The 18701-nt window shown below is 60.1% G+C and carries 18 protein-coding genes and 1 rRNA gene; 8 read left to right on the top strand and 11 right to left on the bottom strand.

All coding sequences use genetic code 11. The annotated features are described in order from the left end of the window. Positions 1 to 6 precede the first annotated feature (6 nt). From lptF to CSZ94_RS03410, 4 genes are read left to right on the top strand one after another with little or no spacing between them, the layout of a single operon-like run. On the top strand, positions 7 to 1152 hold the full coding sequence (gene lptF / locus CSZ94_RS03425; RefSeq protein WP_102120224.1) for an LPS export ABC transporter permease LptF: 1146 nt from the start codon (positions 7 to 9) through the stop codon (positions 1150 to 1152). Continuing rightward, on the top strand, positions 1149 to 2318 hold the full coding sequence (gene lptG / locus CSZ94_RS03420) for an LPS export ABC transporter permease LptG (RefSeq protein WP_102120223.1): 1170 nt from the start codon (positions 1149 to 1151) through the stop codon (positions 2316 to 2318). Before lptF ends, lptG begins: the two co-directional genes overlap by 4 nt. Then, positions 2318 to 2731 carry a sirohydrochlorin chelatase gene (locus CSZ94_RS03415; protein WP_102120222.1) on the top strand — a complete coding sequence of 138 codons (414 nt, stop codon included), beginning with the start codon at positions 2318 to 2320 and terminating at the stop codon, positions 2729 to 2731. Before lptG ends, CSZ94_RS03415 begins: the two co-directional genes overlap by 1 nt. After that, positions 2728 to 3723 carry a stealth family protein gene (locus CSZ94_RS03410; protein WP_102120221.1) on the top strand — a complete coding sequence of 332 codons (996 nt, stop codon included), beginning with the start codon at positions 2728 to 2730 and terminating at the stop codon, positions 3721 to 3723. The genes CSZ94_RS03415 and CSZ94_RS03410 overlap by 4 nt, the downstream gene beginning before the upstream one ends. Here the strand turns inward: CSZ94_RS03410 and CSZ94_RS03405 are convergent. From CSZ94_RS03405 to CSZ94_RS03370, 8 genes are all read right to left on the bottom strand, one after another. After that, positions 3720 to 4370 (bottom strand): hypothetical protein, encoded by a 651-nt coding sequence (locus tag CSZ94_RS03405; RefSeq protein ID WP_146009725.1) that lies wholly within the window; start codon positions 4368 to 4370, stop codon positions 3720 to 3722. The two genes, CSZ94_RS03410 and CSZ94_RS03405, sit on opposite strands and share 4 nt — an antisense overlap. 250 nt (positions 4371 to 4620) lie before the next feature. Then, positions 4621 to 5385: a uroporphyrinogen-III C-methyltransferase gene (gene cobA / locus CSZ94_RS03400; RefSeq protein WP_102120219.1), complete on the bottom strand. Its 765-nt coding sequence runs from the start codon at positions 5383 to 5385 to the stop codon at positions 4621 to 4623. 30 nt (positions 5386 to 5415) lie between these two features. Next, positions 5416 to 6732 (bottom strand): sulfate adenylyltransferase subunit 1, encoded by a 1317-nt coding sequence (locus CSZ94_RS03395; RefSeq protein ID WP_102120218.1) that lies wholly within the window; start codon positions 6730 to 6732, stop codon positions 5416 to 5418. After that, the gene (cysD, locus tag CSZ94_RS03390) at positions 6732 to 7643 is read right to left on the bottom strand and encodes a sulfate adenylyltransferase subunit CysD (RefSeq protein ID WP_102120217.1); all 912 of its coding nucleotides are present in this window, start codon (positions 7641 to 7643) and stop codon (positions 6732 to 6734) included. The genes CSZ94_RS03395 and cysD overlap by 1 nt, the downstream gene beginning before the upstream one ends. 40 nt (positions 7644 to 7683) lie before the next feature. Beyond that, the gene (locus CSZ94_RS03385) at positions 7684 to 8400 is read right to left on the bottom strand and encodes a phosphoadenylyl-sulfate reductase (protein ID WP_102120216.1); all 717 of its coding nucleotides are present in this window, start codon (positions 8398 to 8400) and stop codon (positions 7684 to 7686) included. A 9-nt stretch (positions 8401 to 8409) separates the two neighbouring features. Beyond that, a complete protein-coding gene (locus tag CSZ94_RS03380; protein ID WP_102120215.1) occupies positions 8410 to 8970 on the bottom strand; it encodes a DUF934 domain-containing protein in 561 nt (186 codons plus the stop codon). Beyond that, positions 8963 to 10651, bottom strand: coding sequence for a nitrite/sulfite reductase (locus CSZ94_RS03375; protein ID WP_102120214.1), 1689 nt, complete (start codon positions 10649 to 10651; stop codon positions 8963 to 8965). Before CSZ94_RS03375 ends, CSZ94_RS03380 begins: the two co-directional genes overlap by 8 nt. Positions 10652 to 10720: 69 nt before the next feature. Continuing rightward, the gene (locus CSZ94_RS03370; protein WP_102120213.1) at positions 10721 to 11494 is read right to left on the bottom strand and encodes a sulfite exporter TauE/SafE family protein; all 774 of its coding nucleotides are present in this window, start codon (positions 11492 to 11494) and stop codon (positions 10721 to 10723) included. Between the two features lie 160 nt (positions 11495 to 11654). On the opposite strand from CSZ94_RS03370, the gene CSZ94_RS03365 reads away from it, so the two are divergent. The 3 genes from CSZ94_RS03365 to CSZ94_RS03355 all read left to right on the top strand — a co-directional run bounded on the left by CSZ94_RS03365 (position 11655) and on the right by CSZ94_RS03355 (position 14449). Then, positions 11655 to 12596 carry a CysB family HTH-type transcriptional regulator gene (locus CSZ94_RS03365; protein ID WP_102120212.1) on the top strand — a complete coding sequence of 314 codons (942 nt, stop codon included), beginning with the start codon at positions 11655 to 11657 and terminating at the stop codon, positions 12594 to 12596. Between the two features lie 60 nt (positions 12597 to 12656). Further along, positions 12657 to 13307 (top strand): class I SAM-dependent methyltransferase, encoded by a 651-nt coding sequence (locus CSZ94_RS03360; RefSeq protein ID WP_102120211.1) that lies wholly within the window; start codon positions 12657 to 12659, stop codon positions 13305 to 13307. Between the two features lie 194 nt (positions 13308 to 13501). Beyond that, positions 13502 to 14449 (top strand): porin, encoded by a 948-nt coding sequence (locus CSZ94_RS03355; RefSeq protein ID WP_102120210.1) that lies wholly within the window; start codon positions 13502 to 13504, stop codon positions 14447 to 14449. A gap of 47 nt (positions 14450 to 14496) precedes the next feature. On the opposite strand, the gene CSZ94_RS03350 is transcribed toward CSZ94_RS03355, so the two are convergent. The 3 genes from CSZ94_RS03350 to CSZ94_RS03340 all read right to left on the bottom strand — a co-directional run bounded on the left by CSZ94_RS03350 (position 14497) and on the right by CSZ94_RS03340 (position 17960). Beyond that, entirely contained in the window at positions 14497 to 15687 is a 1191-nt protein-coding gene (locus CSZ94_RS03350; protein WP_102120209.1) for a PAS domain-containing sensor histidine kinase, read from the bottom strand. 158 nt (positions 15688 to 15845) lie between these two features. Beyond that, complete coding sequence (locus tag CSZ94_RS03345) at positions 15846 to 16604, bottom strand: LytR/AlgR family response regulator transcription factor (RefSeq protein WP_102120208.1); 759 nt, start codon at positions 16602 to 16604, stop codon at positions 15846 to 15848. A 63-nt stretch (positions 16605 to 16667) separates the two neighbouring features. Then, positions 16668 to 17960 carry a sensor histidine kinase gene (locus CSZ94_RS03340; protein WP_102120207.1) on the bottom strand — a complete coding sequence of 431 codons (1293 nt, stop codon included), beginning with the start codon at positions 17958 to 17960 and terminating at the stop codon, positions 16668 to 16670. Between the two features lie 624 nt (positions 17961 to 18584). Between CSZ94_RS03340 and CSZ94_RS03335 the strand changes: the two genes are divergently transcribed. Beyond that, a 16S ribosomal RNA gene (locus CSZ94_RS03335) occupies positions 18585 to 18701 on the top strand; the annotation flags it as partial.

Here is an 18701-nt window from a genome sequence, read left to right as displayed (position 1 = left end):
CTCCGAATGATCTTTCAACGCGCCCTTCGACGTGAATTGGCTAGTGCCGCCGGGGCCACCTTCACTGTTTTGTTCAGCATCCTGCTCACCTGGATGCTGATCGGCATTCTCGGCAAGGCGGCGGGCGGCAAGATTGCGTCGGCCGACGTCATGTCGCTGATGGTTTTTTCCGCCCTGATGCAGCTACCCACCATCATCATCCTCACCGGTTTCATTTCGGTGCTGATGGTCGTTACCCGCAGCTACAGGGAATCGGAGATGGTGGTGTGGTTCGCTTCCGGCCTGAGCCTGTCGCGCTGGATCTGGCCGGTCCTGAGCTTCGGTCTGCCGCTGGTGCTGGCCACCGGCGTTCTGAGCCTGTACGCCACGCCGTGGGCGCAAAAGAAAAGCGATGAATACGTGGCGCGCTTTGAAAAGCGCGAAGACCTGCAAAAAGTCACGCCGGGCCAGTTCCGCGAATCGGCCGGCAGCAACCGCATTTTCTTCGTCGAGGGTGTCAGCGGCGAGAAGAATGTGGTGCAGAACGTCTTCGTCAATACCGTCGATGAAAAAGGCAGCGCCGTCGTCGTCGTCGCCAAAGAAGGCGTGATCAATACCGACGCCAAGGGTGAACGCTTCCTGGTGCTCAAGAGCGGCCGCCGCTACCAGGGCGTGCCGACGCAGGCGGACTTCCAGACCATGGAATTCGAGCAGTACATCATGCGCATCGAGAGCAAGCAGCAGGAACTGGGCGCGGAACTGGGCGTGCGCGCCATGAGCACCATGGCGCTGGTCGCCGAGCCGAATCCCTACACCATGGCCGAATTGCTGTGGCGCGTCAGTGCGCCGCTGATCGCCTTGATGCTGATCCTGCTGGCCATTCCGCTGGGCTTCGTCAATCCGCGTGCCGGCAGTTCGGCCAACCTGATCGTGGCCCTGCTGATTTTCTTTACATATAGCAACCTGATCAAGGTCGTCGAAGCGAGCGTGAAACAGGGGCGTTTGACATTCGGCCTGGCCTGGTGGCCGCTGCACCTGCTGGCGGCGCTGGCCGTGGTGGCGCTGTTTGCGTGGCGCCTGAATGTGAATCACCGCTATCATCCGCTGGTCCTGCTGGCGTCCTTCAAGCGCGCGCGCCGCGCCGGCAAACCAAGTAAAGCGGCATCGAAATGAAGATTCTACAGCGCTATTTTGCGGTCTCGATATTCCAGGCGGTGCTGTTCGTGCTGCTGGCCTTCCTGGCACTGCAAGCCTTCATCGACCTGACGGGCGAGCTGCCCAAGGTGGGCCGCAACGGCTATACCATCCAGTATGCCTTCCTGTATGTGCTGGTGCTGGTGCCGGGGCATGTGTACGAGGTGATGCCGATCGCGGCGCTGATCGGCACGATCTACACGATGGCGCAGTTTGCGGCCAGTTCCGAATTTACCATCATGCGCGCATCGAGCATGTCGACGGCGATGGCGGCCGGTTTCCTGTTCCGCATCGGTATCGTCTTCGTGGTCATCACCTTCATCTTCGGTGAACTGATTACGCCGCGCACCGAGCCGCTGGCCGAACGCCTCAAGCTGACGTCGCGCGGCGCGGCCGTGTCGAGCGAATTTCGCTCCGGCCTGTGGACCAAGGACATGGTCAAGAGCGACGGCCTGACGGGCACCGTCACCGGTTCGCGCTTTTTCAATGTGGGTGAAGCGCGTCCGGACGGCCAGCTGAAAAACGTCAAGCTGTATGAATTTGATACCGATATGCGTTTGCGCACCCTGACCGTGGCCAAGGGGGCGACATATCAGGGCAATAATATCTGGCGCCTGACCGACGTGACGGAAACCTCGTTCTCGAACAGCGCGACGACCTCGCCCGGCTTCGAACCGAAGCTGGCGAACTACTTTGGACAGGAAACGAGCCTGGTGCGCACGGTACAGAGCGCCAGCAAGGACATGACGTCCGAAGTGACGCCGAAGATCCTGACAGTGTCGGCTTCCGATCCCGAGCGCATGTCGGCCAGCGAACTGGCCGTGTACACGCGCCACCTGGCCGAGAACAAGCAGGAGACCGAGCGTTTTCGCATCGCCTTCTGGAAAAAGCTGATCGATCCGCTGGCCATTTTCGTGCTGATGGCGCTGGCGCTGCCGTTCGCCTACATGCACACGCGCAGCGGCGGCATCAGCCTGAAGATCTTCATCGGCATCATGATCGGCGTGAGCTTCATGCTGGTCAATACCCTGTTTTCCCATCTTGGGCTGCTCAGCACCTGGCCAGCCTTCCTGACGGCGGTGGCGCCGAGCACCCTGTATCTGCTGCTGGCGCTGGGCGCCCTGTGGTGGGTGGAGCGGCACTGATGGAGACGAACGTGAAACAGGCGCTGATCTTGTTTGCCCATGGCGCGCGCGCCGCATCGTGGGCCGCGCCCTTCGAGCGCCTGCGCGATCTGACGCAGACGCGCATGCCCGGCACCAGCGTGCACCTGTCCTTCCTGGAGCTGATGACGCCGCGCCTGCCCGAACTGGTGGCGACCTTGCTGGCCGAGCTGCCCGCCGGCGCCACCCTGGACGTCACGGTGGTACCGGTGTTCCTGGGGCAGGGCGGGCATGTGCTGCGCGACTTGCCGCTCTTGCTGGAAGAGCTGCGCCAGCAGCATCCGTCATTGCGCCTGAAGGTGGTCGAGGCGGTGGGCGAGAACGCCAGCGTGCTCGCCGCCATCGCCGATTACTGCGTGGCGGCACCAGGCTCCAGCCCTAACCCTAGCACTTGAACGGCGCCGCCAGCGCGATGCCTGCGGCGCGCATCGACATCGTCTACCTGTGGGTCGATGGCGCCGACCCGGCGTGGCAGGCGCGCCGGCAGCAGGCGTATGCCGCCTGGGAGCAGGCGCATCCCGGCCAGCTGGCCCTGCATGGCAACGTGGCGGGGCGCTACCGCGACAACGGCGAACTGCGCTACAACCTGCGCGCGCTGGAGCGCTTCTTCCCCGGCCACGGCCAGGTCTATCTGCTGACGGACCGCCAGGTGCCTGCCTGGCTGTGCGCTTCACCGCGCCTGACGGTGATCGACCACGCCAGCCTGATGCCCGGGGCATCCCTGCCCGTGTTCGACTCCGGCCATATCGAATCGTATCTGCACCATATTCCCGGCTTGTCCGAACGCTTCCTGTATCTGAACGACGACGTATTTTTTGGCGCGCCGTTCGAGCCCGCATTCTGGTTTGGCGGGGAAGGGGAGCGGCGTTTGAGTGTTTTCACGGAGAGTGCGCTGCAGCCCGATTTGCAGGGCTTGCGCGCCGACGTGGCAGCGCCCGTCAATTGCGCCACCCTGTCGCGGCTATGGCTGTCGGCGCAATACGCCGATTACCGGCATGCACCGCGCCTGTATGCGCATGCGCCGCGGCCCATGCTGAAAAGCGCGCTGCATGCACTGGAAGGGTTGGCGCCGGCCATGTTTGCCGGCGTGCGCGCGACAGTGTTTCGCTCCTGGCAGGTGCCGGCATTGCTGCCCGACCTGGTACCGCGCTGGATGGTGCATCAGGGAATGGCGCGGGCACGCATGCTCGATCCGCTGCATATCGCCAGCGGCGATGCGCAGGCGCCGCACCAGCTCGAGGAGCTGGCGGCGCGTTTCGGCAGCTTGCCGTTTTTCTGTATCAATGACACCTGCGACGAGGCCGACGATGACGATCCGCGCCTGCTGCGCGTGGCTGCTACCTTGCAGCGGCTGCTGCCGCTGCCATCTTCCTTTGAAGGTGCTTAGACCTGTTTCTTCCGGGGCGCCAGGCTGATGCGCGCGGCAGCCGTGCTGTCGGACAGCGACGCGAGGAACAGCAGAAAATAGGCGCCCAGTTCCAGCACTTCTTCGCCCAGCAGCGCGTAAGCGTCCGGCATGCCGTGAAAGACCTTCTTGTCGAAAGGCCAGCCAGCGACCATCAGCAAGCCGCCGATGGCCGTTAGGATGGTGATGCGCATGCTGAAAATTTGCGGCGCATGGGCAAACACCTTGCGGGCGCGCGGCGCGAAAAAGATCAGCAGGCGTATCAGGATCAGCAACTCCACCACGCGCAAGGCTTTTTCAGCCTGAGCCCAGGCGGGCGCCGTGCCGAATTGGTCGATATCGAGTTCGCGCAGCAGGAAGCCGAACAGCAGGGCCGACAAGCCGGCATGCATGAGGAAACGCAAGCACTGGCGATCGGGCTCTTGCCATGCGCGCACGCCGTGCACCGTGCAGGCCAGGGCCAGGAACAGCGCCTGCAGCCATTCCAATAAATGGTTTTCATCGTCGATATTCGGGAACACCGTCCACAGGGCGATGGAGGCGAGCATGCTTAACAGCACGGCACCGGCGACGCCGACATTGCTGCGGCTGAGCGAAGTCAGGGCTTCGCGCATGGAAGTGAAATTCATGGTTAGATCGTGACGGCTAAAGTTGCGCGGCGCGGTATTGCAGCCTGCGGGCGCAGCTTTTTTCGGGGAGACTGCTGCGCGGTTTCCTTCAGCGGGGAAGCCGCACGGCAAGCGCTATGGCGGGGTGTAGCGTGATTTTCATTGCTATTACGCAATAACTTCTCGAGAAAAGATGCGCGAGCATCGTATCATGTTTCTTCCGAAGACGTCGGTTACTGACTTTAAAGTCGGTAAAATGCGGTGTGTTTATTCAGGCATGGCGCGCCAGAATGGCAGCCGTTTCGTCGATGGCCTGGTGCGCGCGCGCGGCCATGGCGTCGCCCAGCATCACCAGCACAGGGCCGTGGGTGTCGCCCAAGCCATGCGCCAGGGCGCTCAGCGTCAGGCGCACGATGCGCTGTTCCGGGCGGCTGCAGTTTTCAATCACCACCACCGGGGTGTCGGCACGGCGGCCCTGGACCAGCAGGCGCTGCGCCGTGGTGATGGCTTCGCGTCCGCCCATGTATTGCACCAAGGTATCGCAGTCGGGAATGCGCGTCTGCTCGGGTTCGCCCGGCGCCGTGCTGGAGGTAAAGAAAGCCACGCTGCGCGACACGCTCCGTTTGGTCAGCGGTTGCTGTGTGGCCGCCGCGGCAGCCAGCGCCGTGGTAATGCCGGGCACCACTTCGACGGCGATGCCCGCTTCTTCCAGCGCGCGCAGTTCCTCGTCGGCGCGGCCAAACAGCATGGGGTCGCCCCCTTTCAGGCGTACCACGATGGCGTGCTTGCGCGCATTGTCGACCAATTGCTTGTTGATGAAAGCTTGCGCCGTCGACAACTGGCCGCAGCGCTTGCCTACAAGAATCTTTTGCGCCTGGGGGCACAGCTCCAGCATCTCTTCGGTGACCAGCGCATCGTGCAGCACGACGTCCGCTTGCGCCAGCAGGCGCGCGCCGCGCAAGGTCATCAGGTCTTGCGCGCCGGGTCCGGCGCCGATCAGGTAAACCTTGCCGGGCAGAGATGGGGAGTTGTTCATGGTGCTTGCCTTCCTCAGTCGAGACGCGGGTTACAGCCGAACCATGCCCGCGGCGACGGTCTGGTGGGTGACTTCATCGATCAGGATAAACGCACCGGTGGCGCGGATATCGGCATACGCGTCGGCCGCCAGCGCCTGCTGCACGTTCAGGCTGATGCGCGCGATATCGTTGAGCTTCAAACCTTCGGCCGGATGGCGCTGCTGCGTATTGATATCGAGAATCGATTCAATTGCCGTCACTTTTGCGGCCGTCTGCCTGGTGCCGTGCTTGATCCAGTACTTGCGGCGCAGATACAGCGGGTCTTCCGACAGCCAGCACACGTCGGCCACCACCTGTTTCAGCAGGGTGGCGGGGCGGTCCGCTCCGGCCAGCAAGTCGCCACGCGAAATATCGAGGTATTCATTGAGCAGCAGGGTCACGGATTGGCCTACCACGGCCGTTGGCAGCGAACCGTCCAGGGTGACGATATCCTTCACTGTTGCCGTCTGGCCCGAGGGCTGCACTACCAGGGTGTCGCCGATGCTGACCTTGCCCGCCTCGATGCGACCCATGTAGCCGCGGAAGTCGTTCGCTTCGTGGCCGTTGTGGCGCGCCACCAGCTGTACCGGGAAGCGGAAGGGCGTGTCGTGCGATTCATCGTAGACGGACAAGGACTCAAGCAGTTCGATCAGGGTCGGGCCCGTGTACCAGCCCAGCTTGTCGCCGCGTTCGACAACATTGTCGCCCGTCAAGGCGGACAGCGGGATCGGCGTGATGTCCTTCAAGCCCAGCGACTGGGCGAATTCGCGGTAGGCTGCCACGATGCGCTTGTACACCGTTTCATCGTAATCGACCAGGTCCATCTTGTTGACGGCGACGACTACGTGCTCGATCTGCAGCAAGTGGGCAATCGTCGAATGGCGTTTGGTCTGGATCAGCAATTCCACGCTGCCATCGTCGCCGAGTTTGACTTTCGACACGTCGATCAGGATGATGACGGCGTCGGCCGTCGAGGCCCCCGTGACCATGTTGCGCGTGTATTGCTCGTGGCCCGGCGTGTCGGCGATGATGAACTTGCGTTTCGGCGTGGCGAAGTAACGGTAAGCCACGTCGATGGTGATGCCTTGCTCGCGTTCTGCTTCCAGGCCATCCGTCAGCAAGGACAGGTCGACCGTGTCGCCCACCGTGCGCTTGTGTTTGGAGCGCGACATGGCGTCGAGCTGGTCGGCGAAGATGCCCTTGCTGTCGAACAGCAAACGGCCGATCAGGGTGCTCTTGCCATCATCGACGGAACCGGCCGTGATAAAGCGCAACATGCCGCGTTCAACGCTATCGGTGAGAGTGGTGTTCTGGAGTGCTGCGTTCATTAGAAATACCCTGCTTTCTTGCGTTTTTCCATCGAGGCTTCGGAAGTCTGGTCATCCATGCGGGTGGCGCCCCGTTCCGTGATTTGCGTGATTGCCGTTTCGGCGATGATGGCGTCGACCGTCGCCGCATCGGACGACACCGGGCAGGTGCACGAGATATCGCCCACCGTGCGGAAGCGCACGACTTGCGTTTCCACCGTCTCGCCTTCGCGTGGCGGCGTCAGATCCGTCAGCGGCACCAGCAAGCCATTGCGCGGGATCACCTGGCGCTCGTGGGCGAAGTAGATCGGCGGCAATTCCAATTGTTCACGGGCGATGTATTGCCACACATCCAGTTCGGTCCAGTTCGAGATGGGGAAGACGCGCATGTTTTCACCGGGATGCACACGCGTGTTATACAAGTCCCACAGCTCGGGACGCTGGGCTTTCGGGTCCCAGGCGCCGAATTCGTCGCGGAACGAGAAGATGCGTTCCTTGGCGCGGGCCTTCTCTTCATCGCGGCGGGCGCCGCCGATGCAGGCGTCGAATTTGTATTCAGCAATGGTTTCCAGCAAGGTCACGGCTTGCGCCGCGTTGCGCGAATCCGTGGCGGGGTTGCGCAGGCGCACCGTGCCGCGCTGGATCGAGTCTTCCACGGAGCCGATGATCAGGCGTTCGCCCAGCTCGGCCACTTTCTTGTCACGGAAAGCGATGACTTCCGGAAAATTGTGGCCCGTGTCGATATGCACGAGGGGAAATGGGAACTTGCCTGGACGGAAGGCTTTCTCGGCCAAACGCAGCAGGACGACGGAATCCTTGCCGCCGGAAAACAGCAGCGCAGGGTTGGCCGATTCGGCCGCCACTTCGCGCATGATGTGGATGGCTTCCGATTCAAGGCTGTCGAGGTGACGCTGGTTCAAAATATTGCTCATATGAGGTGCTTTCTTGTTCTGCTGAGTCTGTTGTGTCTGTTCAAGCTGCCACGGATTTGATGCGTATCAATTTGCCGTCCACCATGTGCAGGCCGCATTCCTTGGAATCCGGGTTTTCCCACCACCAGCGTCCGGCGCGCACATCTTCGCCCGGCTGGACGGCCCGCGTGCACGGTTCGCAGCCGATGGATGGGTAGCCCTGATCGTGCAGCGCGTTATAGGGCACGTCGTTGGCACGGATATAGTCCCACACATCCTGCTCGGACCAGTCGGCCAGCGGATTAAATTTCGTCATCGCGTGTGCCGCGTCGTCTTCCTGCACGTGCAGCTCGGCGCGCGTGGTGGACTGGGCGCGGCGTTGGCCCGTGATCCAGGCCTTGTTGCCGGCCAGGGCGCGGCCCAGCGGTTCGACCTTGCGGAGACGGCAGCATTCGCGGCGCATCTCGACGCTGTTGTAGAACGCGTTGAGGCCATTCTGCTCTACATAGGCGGCCACCGCCTCCGGCTGCGGGCGGTACAGGGTGATGTCGTGGTCGTAGCGGACCTTGACCTTGTCGAGCACGGCCAGGGTTTCCTGGTGCAGCCGACCTGTTTCCAGGGAAAAGATGCTGATGGGCAGCTTTGCCTTGAGAATCATGTCAGTCAGCACCATGTCTTCGGCTGCCAGGCTGGACGCGAACACGGCCGGCGAAAAGTCCGCGGCGATGCGTGTCAGCGTTTGCTCGGTGGCGTCAATTAAAGTAGTCAGATCGTTCATGACGCTTCCTCAGATGCCAGCCGCGTTGTCGAGGTCAGGATTCTGGCCTTCGCGCTGGTGGCGGCGGAACAGCGGCGATTTTTGATCCCACGACGCCTGGTAGGTTTCCGAAAAGACCGATAAACCTTTCAGAGCGTCATGGATGCTGCGGTCGGGCCGGGTGGCATACGCGTCAAAGCCTACCCTGTGCATGGAAAACAACTGGTCGCGCAGCACGTCGCCGATGGCGCGCAATTCACCCTGGAAACCCAGGCGGGCGCGCAGGTTGAAGGCGATGGAATAGCCGCGGCCATCGGTGAATTTCGGGAAATCCACGCCGATGACGGACAGCTGCGCCACGTCGGCCGCCAGGTCTTCCGGGCGCTCGTCGCTGGCCAGCCAGACGCCGATGTCGGGCAGGCGGGCGGCCAGGGTGTCGCGCTGGGCTTGCCACACGGGCAGGGGCACGATGACCTTGCCGGCGGGCACGACCACCGTTTCCGGCGTGTCGTCTTCATCGAGGCGCAGCAAGCCCCAGCTATTTGGCACCACGGCGGCGTTCTTGATGATTTCTTCGCGTAATTCAAACATATTCGTCTTCTCCCACCAGGTTGCCGATCGTGATCGGCGTTGCATACACATGTTCCTTGAACGGTGCCAGCCCCAGGCGCTGGGCCGTATCGACGAAGCGTTCGCCTTCATGGCGGTCGCGCACGTAGACGTGCAGCAGGCGGCCGATGACTTCAGGCATCTGCAGGGAAGAGAACGATGGTCCGATGATCTTGCCGATGGCGGCATTGTTGCCCTGCGCGCCACCAATCGACACTTGATACCATTCGCTGCCATCCTTGTCGACGCCGAGGATGCCGATACTGCCCACGTGATGGTGGCCGCAGGCATTGATGCAGCCGGAAATATTCAGCTCGATTTCGCCGATGTCGTGCTGGAAGTCGATGCTGTCGAAGCGTTCCGCAATAGCGGCCGCGATCGGCAGCGACTTGGCGTTCGCCAGCGAGCAGAAATCGCCGCCCGGGCAGCAGATCATGTCGGTCAGCAAACCGATGTTCGGCGTAGCCAGACCATGCGCCTTGGCTTCCTGCCACAGTCTGAACAGTTTCGATTGCTCGACGTCGGCCAGCACCAGGTTTTGTTCATGCGTCACGCGCAATTCGCCAAAGCTGTAGCGGTCGGCCAGCTCGGCCACGAAGTCGATCTGCTCGGCCGTCGCGTCGCCCGGCGGCACGCCCGTTTTCTTCAGCGACAGCACCACGGCCACGTAGCCGGGGCGCTGGTGCGGCTTGACGTTGCGCGCCAGCCAGTTCACATAGGCCTTGTTGTCCGCGTGCTCTGCCTGGTAGTCGAGTTCCGGCAGGGCAAGATAGGCGGGCGGATTGAAAAAGTCCGCCACGCGCTGCATTTCCTCGGCGCTCAATGTTTCCGGACCGTCCTTCAAGTCCACCCACTCCGCTTCCACCTGCCGCGTGAATTCTTCCACGCCTATGGCTTTGAGCAAGATCTTGATGCGCGCCTTGTATTTGTTGTCGCGGCGGCCATGCAGGTTGTATACGCGCATGATGGCCTGTATGTACGTCAGCAAGTGTTGCCACGGTAAAAATTCGCGCACCACGCTGCCCAGAATCGGCGTGCGGCCCATGCCGCCGCCCGCCATTACCTTGAAGCCCACTTCGCCAGCGGCGTTGCGCACGGCTGTCAAGCCGATATCGTGCACGGCGATGGCGGCGCGGTCTTCCTCGGCGCCATTGATGGCGACCTTGAATTTACGCGGCAGGGCGATGAACTCGGGGTGGAAGGTGCTCCACTGGCGCAACACTTCCGCGTACGGGCGCGGATCGATGATTTCATCGGCGGCGACGCCGGCGTAGGGGTCAGATGTTGTATTACGGATACAGTTGCCGGAAGTCTGGATCGCGTGCATTTCCACCGACGCCAAGTCCGTCAAGATGTCGGGCGTTTGCTCCAGCTCGATCCAATTGAACTGGATGTTCTGGCGCGTGGTGAAGTGGCCATAGCCGCGGTCATATTTGCGCGCGATGTGCGCGAACATGCGCATCTGCTTGGCCGACAGCAAGCCGTACGGCACGGCGATGCGCAGCATGTAGGCGTGGCGTTGCATGTACAGGCCGTTTTGCAGGCGCAGCGGGATGAATTCCTCTTCCGTCAGTTCATTGGCGATACGGCGCGCAACCTGGTCTCGGTACTGGGCGATGCGCTCTTTGATGATGAGGTGGTCGTACTGATCGTAATGGTACATATCAATTCCTAAAAAAGCCGGGGTACTGGAAGATTGCCGGGGATGATGTTCTTGATACTGCTCTTGTCTTTAATAGATTAGCTTTATTGCCACGCCGGTCAAGGTCACCGCCAGCAGCACTCTTAAAAACTTTTCCGGCACGGAGCGGGCCACCCAGGAGCCGAGCGTGATGCCGGGCAGGGAACCGACCAGCAGCGAGGCCAGCAATTCCCAGTGGATGGAACCGAGCCACCAGTGGCCCAGGGCGGCGATGGCCGTCAGGGGCACGGCGTAGGCGATGTCGGTGCCCGCCACTTCGGCCGAGCTCATGCGTGGATACAGCATCACCAGCAGGGTGGCGCCGATGGCGCCGGCGCCGATTGACGAGACCGTTACCAGCACGCCCAGCACGGCGCCGGCGATGATGGTGGCGGCGGTAAGCTTGTTGCCTTGTAATTGTTTCTCTGGGTGTGCATTAATCCAAGCCAACATGCTGCCCTTGAAGATCAACGCCACGACGGTCAGCAGTACGGAGGCGGCGATCGAGTAACGGATGATCTGGCCGATTTGCGGCGACAGGGTACCGAACGATTTGAGCGCCAGGGTGGCCACGACGGCGGCGGGCAGGGCGCCGATGCACAGGCGCTTGACGATATCCCAGCGGATGGTGCCGCGCAGGCGGTGCGTGAGGGTGCCGGCGCTCTTGGTGATCGAAGCGAAAGCCAGGTCGGTGCCCACCGCGATGGAGGGTGGCACGCCAAACAGCAGGGTCAGCAACGGTGTCATCAGCGAGCCGCCGCCCACGCCGGTCATTCCTACGAGTAATCCTACGGCAAATCCTGAGACTATATAAGACAAAGTCATGCTTGCACCCCCAAAGTACCCGCAATAGTAATAAACTTAGTGTTTATTCCAAACTACTAAGTACGCATTTGCTTATATGCGATATGCGTATATGCATGAACGCAAAATCATGGGTGGGGCGGAAATTCGGCAAATCACGGCAATCTAGGGCAAACCAGCAATGAATCTCCATCAACTGCGCTTCGTGCGCGAAGCGGTCCGGCAGAACTATAACCTGACGGACGCCGCCAAGGCCTTGTTCACCTCGCAACCTGGCGTGTCGAAAGCCATCATCGAGCTGGAGGAAGAGCTGGGCGTGGATATTTTCACGCGCCACGGCAAGCGCATCCGCGGCTTGACGGAGCCGGGCCGCCTGGTGCTGGAATCGGTCGAGCTGATCATGCAGGAAATCGACAGCATGAAACGCATCGGCAAGGAATTCGCGGCGCAGGACAGCGGCAGCTTTACCATTGCCACCACGCATACGCAGGCGCGCTACACCTTGCCCAAGGTCGTGCAAGCGTTCATGCTGAAGTTCCCCAAGGTCAGATTATCATTGCTGCAAGGCAACCCGCGCCAGATCGCCGAGATGGTGCAGCGCGACCAGGCCGATCTGGCCATTGCCACGGAATCGATCGCCGCCATCGATGGCTTGATTACCTTGCCTTGCTATCAATGGGAGCACGTGGTGGTGGTGCCGGTCGACCATCCGCTGCTCAAGTCGAAGTCCGTGACCCTGGAAGAAATCGCCGCTTTCCCCCTGATTACCTATGACAGTGCGTTTGCCGGACGCAACAAGATCGACCATGCTTTCGTGATGCGTGGCCTGAAACCGGACATCTTGCTGGAAGCCATCGATGCCGATGTCATCAAGACTTATGTCGAGTTGGGCATGGGAATTGGTATCATAGCGGGTATGGCCTTCGATGCCGAGCGCGATAAAGGCTTGCGTTCCATCCCTGTCGGCCATTTGTTCGGCATGAATGTGTCGCGCGTGGCCGTCAAGCAGGGTGCGTATTTGCGCAGCTATATCTATACCTTTATCGAGTTGCTGACGCCGACCTTGAATCGCAAGCTCATCGAGCAGGCAATGAGCGGTGAGAAAGAGCACTACGAACTATAACAATGCATGACACGGCCTGGCGATGTGCCTGGCCAAGATTATTTAAGAAGAGAAGAAACAATGATTACCGATCAGCTTGCCAAATATTACGCCACCATCGCGCAGCAGTACGAGCGCGTTTATGACAAGCCCGAACGCCAGGAAGACCTGGAAGTGTTGCGCGACAAGGTCGCCGACGTGCTGGAAGGCCACACCGTGCTGGAACTGGCCTGTGGTACCGGTTACTGGACGGACGTGGTTGCCGAGTCGGCCGAGTCCGTGCTGGCCACCGATATCAACGATGAAATGCTGGCGTTGGTCCAGGCCCGCGACTTGCCCGACAACGTTAGCTTCGCCAAGCTCGATGCGTTCAATTTGCCCGATGACTTGCTGGGCAAGTTCACGGCCGTGTTCGCCGGTTTCTGGTGGTCGCACGTCAAGCGCGAAGACCAGGGTAAATACCTGAAGCAATTGCGCAGCAAGCTGGGCAAGGACATCCTGCTGGTGCTGATCGACAATTCCTATGTCGATGGCAGCAGTACCGTCATCGCGCGCACTGACCTGGAAGGCAATACCCACCAGTTCCGCACGACGGATGGGGGCGAGCGCTATGAAGTGCTGAAGAATTTCCCGTCGGATAGCCATCTGCGCAAGAAATTTGCCCACTCGGCCCGCGAAATCCGTATGAAACGCCTGGAGTATTACTGGCTGCTGAGCTGCCGCCTGAAGTAAGGCCGGAACGGCAACATCAACCGCCCTCGGGCGGTTTTTTTTTGCCTGTTGTTTTTATGTAACACGCTATCGTGCCAAAAAGCAACATCTTGTCGATGTCATATTGTTGAAGTATTTCGTGGGCATGATTCGGTTCAGCAGCTCAGCAGCTCAGCAGCAGCTCAACTTGTCCAACCTAATGTAGAGAATCTCAAGTGAAAAAAATTACTCTGGCAGCATTGATCATCGGCACCTTCGCAGCAGCTACGGCGCAAGCACAATCGAACGTCACCGTGTATGGTCTGGTTGACCTCGGTATCGCCAAGACCACTGGCCAGCCGACCATGGAACGCGAAAACAATGCGTCGCGCCTCGGTTTCAAGGGCACGGAAGATCTGGGTGGCGGCCTGTCCGCAATTTTCAATCTGGAAAGTGAATTCCTGGCCGACACCGGCGCGCAAAAAGGCGTGTTGTTCGACCGTCAAGCTTATGTGGGCTTGAAAGGCGCTTTCGGTACCGCCATCCTGGGCCGCACCAAGAATCTGGTGGATGGCACCATCGCCCGCGTTGACCCTTTCAACACCTATGGCGTGGTCGGCAAGAACAATGAAGCCCTGCTGCGTTCGGGCGTCGGCACCTCGCGCGTCAACAATGCCGTGACCTACAACAGCCCAAGCTTTGAAGGTTTCGTGGGCAGCCTGCAATACGTGTTGAGCGAAGTCAACAGCGCTGATGCTGGCGTGATCGGTCTGGCAACGTACGACAATGGCCCGATCAGCTTGCACGCCGGCTACGAAAAGGCCGTGCAAGCAACGGCAACGGCAGCCAAGGCTGACCTGTGGTCCATCGGTGGCGGCTATAAATTCGGACCAGCCAAGATCACGGCAGCTTACTCGAAAGGCGACACCAAGGTGGTTACCAGCGGCGAATACAAGTCCTACCTGATCGGCCTGAACTATACAGTTGGCGGCGGCGATGCCAAAGTGTCGTATGGCAAGCAAGAGCAAAGCAACAACAAGGTCAAGGATCAGGACACCATCAAGGAATTCGGCGTCGGCTACGACTACCACCTGTCGAAGCGCACCGACGTGTACGCTTACGCTGGCCGCGAGCGCGTCAAGTCGCTGACCTCGTACCAAGTTGGTATCGCACACAAATTCTAAGCATCAGTTGATGTGATGGATGACAAGGGCGCCTGCGGGCGCCTTTTTTATTGGTGCGCCGCGGTAGCCGCCTCTGCCTGCATGGGTAGCGAGATGTCGATGCGTGTGCCGCTCAGTTTGCTATCGGCGCCGATATGGATGCTGCCATTCAAGCCCCACACCCGTTCGCGCATGCCCAGCAGTCCCAGGGCCGTGGCTTTTTCCAGGTCGTGTTCGGCAATGCCGCAGCCGTCATCCTGGATGGTGATCGCCAGCGAAGAGTCGATGCGGTGCAGGGCGATGGTAATGTGGTTCGCCTCGGCATGGCGGGCGATATTCGTCAGCGCTTCTTGCACGATGCGGTAGATGGCCGTGCTGCGCGCATCGTCGAGCACCAGGTCGGCCTCGTCGGCCATTAACTCAAAATGCACGGCCCGGCGCTGCAGGAAATCGTGGCGCAGCTTCTGTAGTGCAAAATACAATCCCCCTTCATCGAGCGCGCGCGGGCGCAGGTTGCTGGCGATGCGCCGCAGCGAAGTGATCGCCGTCACCAGCAAGCCGTCCATGCTGTGCAGCAGGGACTGCAGGGGCGGGGTCGTGTCCGTGTGCTGGCGCACCAGGGTCAGGTCGACGCGCAGGGTGGCCAGCAACTGCCCCAGGTCGTCATGCAGTTCGCGCGCGATATGCTTGCGCTCTTCTTCGCGGATGGATTGCAGCGCGCTCGACAATTCACGCAATTGTGAAAAGGAGCGGGCCAGCTGTTCATGCATTTGCTGGCGCACACTGATGTCGCGCACGATGACGGTAAATACGCTCTGGCCATCCTCCTGCATGCTGGAGAGCGAACCTTCGAGGGGAAACATGGCGCCATCGCTGCGCCGTCCCGTCAATGTGTAATCGGTGGCGCGCCGGCCTGTCAGGCGCAGCTCCTGGCTGATGTCGCCAAACGGCGGATCGCCCTCGTGGTTGCCCAGGCTGTCCAGGGTGCGCAAGTCGCGCAGGATGTAGTGGCCCAGGCGCATGCCGCGCATGCCGGCTGGCGTGTCGTCGAATAATCTGGCTGCCGCCGCGTTCGCGTGCAGGATGAGTTGCCCGCTGTCGATGCTGATGATGGCGTCGCTGGCGCTGTCGATAATGGCCTGACCACGCGCCTGCCGTTGTCGGCGGGCCTTCAGCGGAGGAAACAAGCACAGCAATAGCGCCGCTGCCATGCCCAACGGCAGGATACGCAGCAGCGTGGGACTGCCTCGGTCGGGCATGGGTTCTCCTTGCGAACGTGAACGAATGCAGGGCAGGAATGGCGGGCGGGACTTGATATAGCCTATGCCTGCTGGGGAGGCGCGGCTTGATGTGGCGCAGGAAGGAGAAAGAAGAGAGCTATACGCCGTGCCGGCCTGGGCCGGCGGCGGCGAGTGACTTACATTTGCTTGAACAGGTGCAAGAAGCTGCGGCTCACTTCGAGCTTGTCGGATTTTCCTTTGATGAGCACCAGGTGACGGCCGCGGATATCGCGTGTCACGCCTTCGATGGCATTCACGTTGACCAGAGTGGCGCGGTGGATTTGCCAGAATAATGATGGATCGAGCTCTTCGGCCAGGTCGCGCACGGGCTTGCGGATCAGCGCCTCATACTTGGCTGTCTGCACGCAGGTGTATTTCTCGTCAGAGCGGAAAAATAAAATCTCTTCTACGGGGATCATGCGCAAGTCCTGGCCGATGCTGGCCTGTATCCATTGCAAATAGGTGGGCTTGGCTGTTATTTTCTCCGCCAGCTGCGACAGCATGGCCGTGACGCTGCTGTTGACGTCCAGGGCCGGCTTGTTCAAGTGCATTTTCAGACGCTCCACCGTCACCAGCAAGCGCTCATGCTCGGGCGGCTTGAGCACATAATCGACGGCGCCCTGCTCAAAGGCTTCGACGGCGTGGGTATCGTAGGCCGTGACAAAGACGATATGGGTCTTGCTGCCTATCACTTGCGCCGCTTCCATGCCCGTCTTGCCTGGCATGCGGATATCGAGGAAAGCAAAGTCAGGCTTGAGCTGCTCCACCAGTTCGATCGCTTCGTCGCCATTCTTGGCTTCGCCGATGATTTCCAGTTCAGGCCAGGCCTGTCCCAGGCGCAGGCGCAACTGGTCGCGCATCAGTCTTTCGTCGTCGGCAATAATAGCGGTAGGCATAGGTCTCAAGTGTGAACAGGCGAAGATTGATTATTCAATGATTTAGCGTTTTTATCAACTGTCTTATTTAGACAGCTGATATGGCACTTCGATCACGGCGCACACACCGCTAGGCTGGTTGGGTGTGATGGTCAGGCTGCCCTGGTCGCCATGCAGCAGTTTCAGGCGCTCGCGGATGGTGGGCAAACCCAGTCCCGTGCCATCGCTGGGCACCACGCCAAAGCCCAGGCCGTCATCGGTGACGATGACGCGCAGCTTGCTGTGCGCCACTTCGGCCACGATGCGTAGGGTGCCGCCTTCCGGTTTGACTTCCAGGCCATGCTTGATGGCATTTTCCACCATCGATTGCAGCATCATGGGCGGGAAGGCGGCGCTGCGCAGGCCGTCGGGAATCTGGAAATCGACGGTCAGGCGTTCTTCCATGCGCATCTTCAGCAAGTTCAAGTACGCTTGCACCATGTCCGCTTCGCGGCCCAGGTTGGTAATCAGGGCGTTGTCGCGCATTTGCGGCAGCACGGCGCGCAGATACTGGATCAGGCTGCGCTGCATCTTGGCCGCGCGCGGCGGATCGACCTGGATCAGGTGCTCGACGGAGGCAAGTGTGTTGAACAGGAAGTGTGGCTCGACTTGCGCTTGCATCATCTGCATCTTCGCTTCGCTGAGTTGGCGCTGCATGGATTCGCGCTCGGCAGCCTCGTTTGCCGTGACGGTCTCCGCTTCGGCGCGTTTCTTGCCGCCGACCAGCGCCTTCATGGCGAACAGGGCCAATACCAACAGCGAGACAAAGCTCTTGAACCAGGTCGAGGCTTGCTGATGGTAGCGCGACACTTTTTGTTCTGCCGCATCATCGACCGCTTCTTCTATGGCGTTCGACAACTCTTCACCGATTTGCGGCGGCAACCCAATATGGACTTCTTCCCCTGATGCATTGGTGGTCACCGGATAGCTGGGCTTGGCGGGGGCGGCCGGCGGTTCGGGCGGTGTCGGCGGCACCGCTTTTGCCTGCTCGTCCGCCTCGGCGGCATCGGCCGTATCACTGGCGGCGTCGGCTGTGCTGCTGCGCCGGTTCTTGCTGTTGCGGGGGTTGAAATGGATGCCGGTATCGTCGATCAGGATATTGGTATCCCCCGAACCTTTGCTGCTGCGTTTATGCGACTTGATGACAACTTCTTCCTCCTGGCTGGACGAGAACAGCTCATCTTGCAAAATGGAGCCGGCGATCAGGGCCAGCGCCGCGAACAGGAAAAATTTCCACCAGGACAGTTGGGTAACCCAGGTCGTCGTCGCGTCGAATGCCCGTTGCAACCAAGCGAGGATGGTTTTCAACAAGTGGGGCAGGCTGGAAATCGGAAGCATGGGGGGCACTTTCAAGTACAAGAGTTAATCGACGCAGCGGGCAAGTTTAACCCTTGTTGAGTAGCGTCAGAGTCTGATGTTGCCACTGTGCCGAAAGACCACGAACTACGCCAGTCGATTGCGACAGGCTGCACAAAAAGGCGCTTGAAGTGAAGGCAAGGCTTGCTGGGCGGTGAGGAAAGCCTGTGGCATCAAAATAGCCCTTGCAGGGCGTGCGTGGCAGGGCTATAATTCGCCCCCTCGCTGAACGATGCATGCAAATGCCGAGTGAGGCGGGTAAAAAAGAAGGTTGACGAAATGCTGAAAAAGCTTCATACTCTTCCTTCTTCGCAGCTGACAAACACAACGCTTTGTCCATAGCGCGAGAGCAGTAAATAAGCAGCACCGAATACCGTTCTTTAACAATTAACAGTCGATAAGTGTGGGCATTTGATGTAAGTGCAGCAGCGATCTTCGGATTGCTGTAAAGCTTAAAATATCAAATGTTCACAAGAAATAATGAAATAGGATACTTCTTCGGAAGTAGCCTGTCAGTTTTTTGAGTGAGCAAATCTTTTGCAATGCAAAAGATTTGGATGGTAGTGATACTGTCCGACCTGTCAGAAATGACATTAAACAGAGATTAAACTGAAGAGTTTGATCCTGGCTCAGATTGAACGCTGGCGGCATGCCTTACACATGCAAGTCGAACGGCAGCACGGAGCTTGCTCTGGTGGCGAGTGGCGAACGGGTGAGTAATAT

Origin of the sequence: Janthinobacterium sp. ROICE36 (assembly GCF_002869965.1) — a bacterium.
Lineage (GTDB): Bacteria > Pseudomonadota > Gammaproteobacteria > Burkholderiales > Burkholderiaceae_D > Janthinobacterium.
This window is presented reverse-complemented; position numbering and strand designations above follow the sequence as displayed.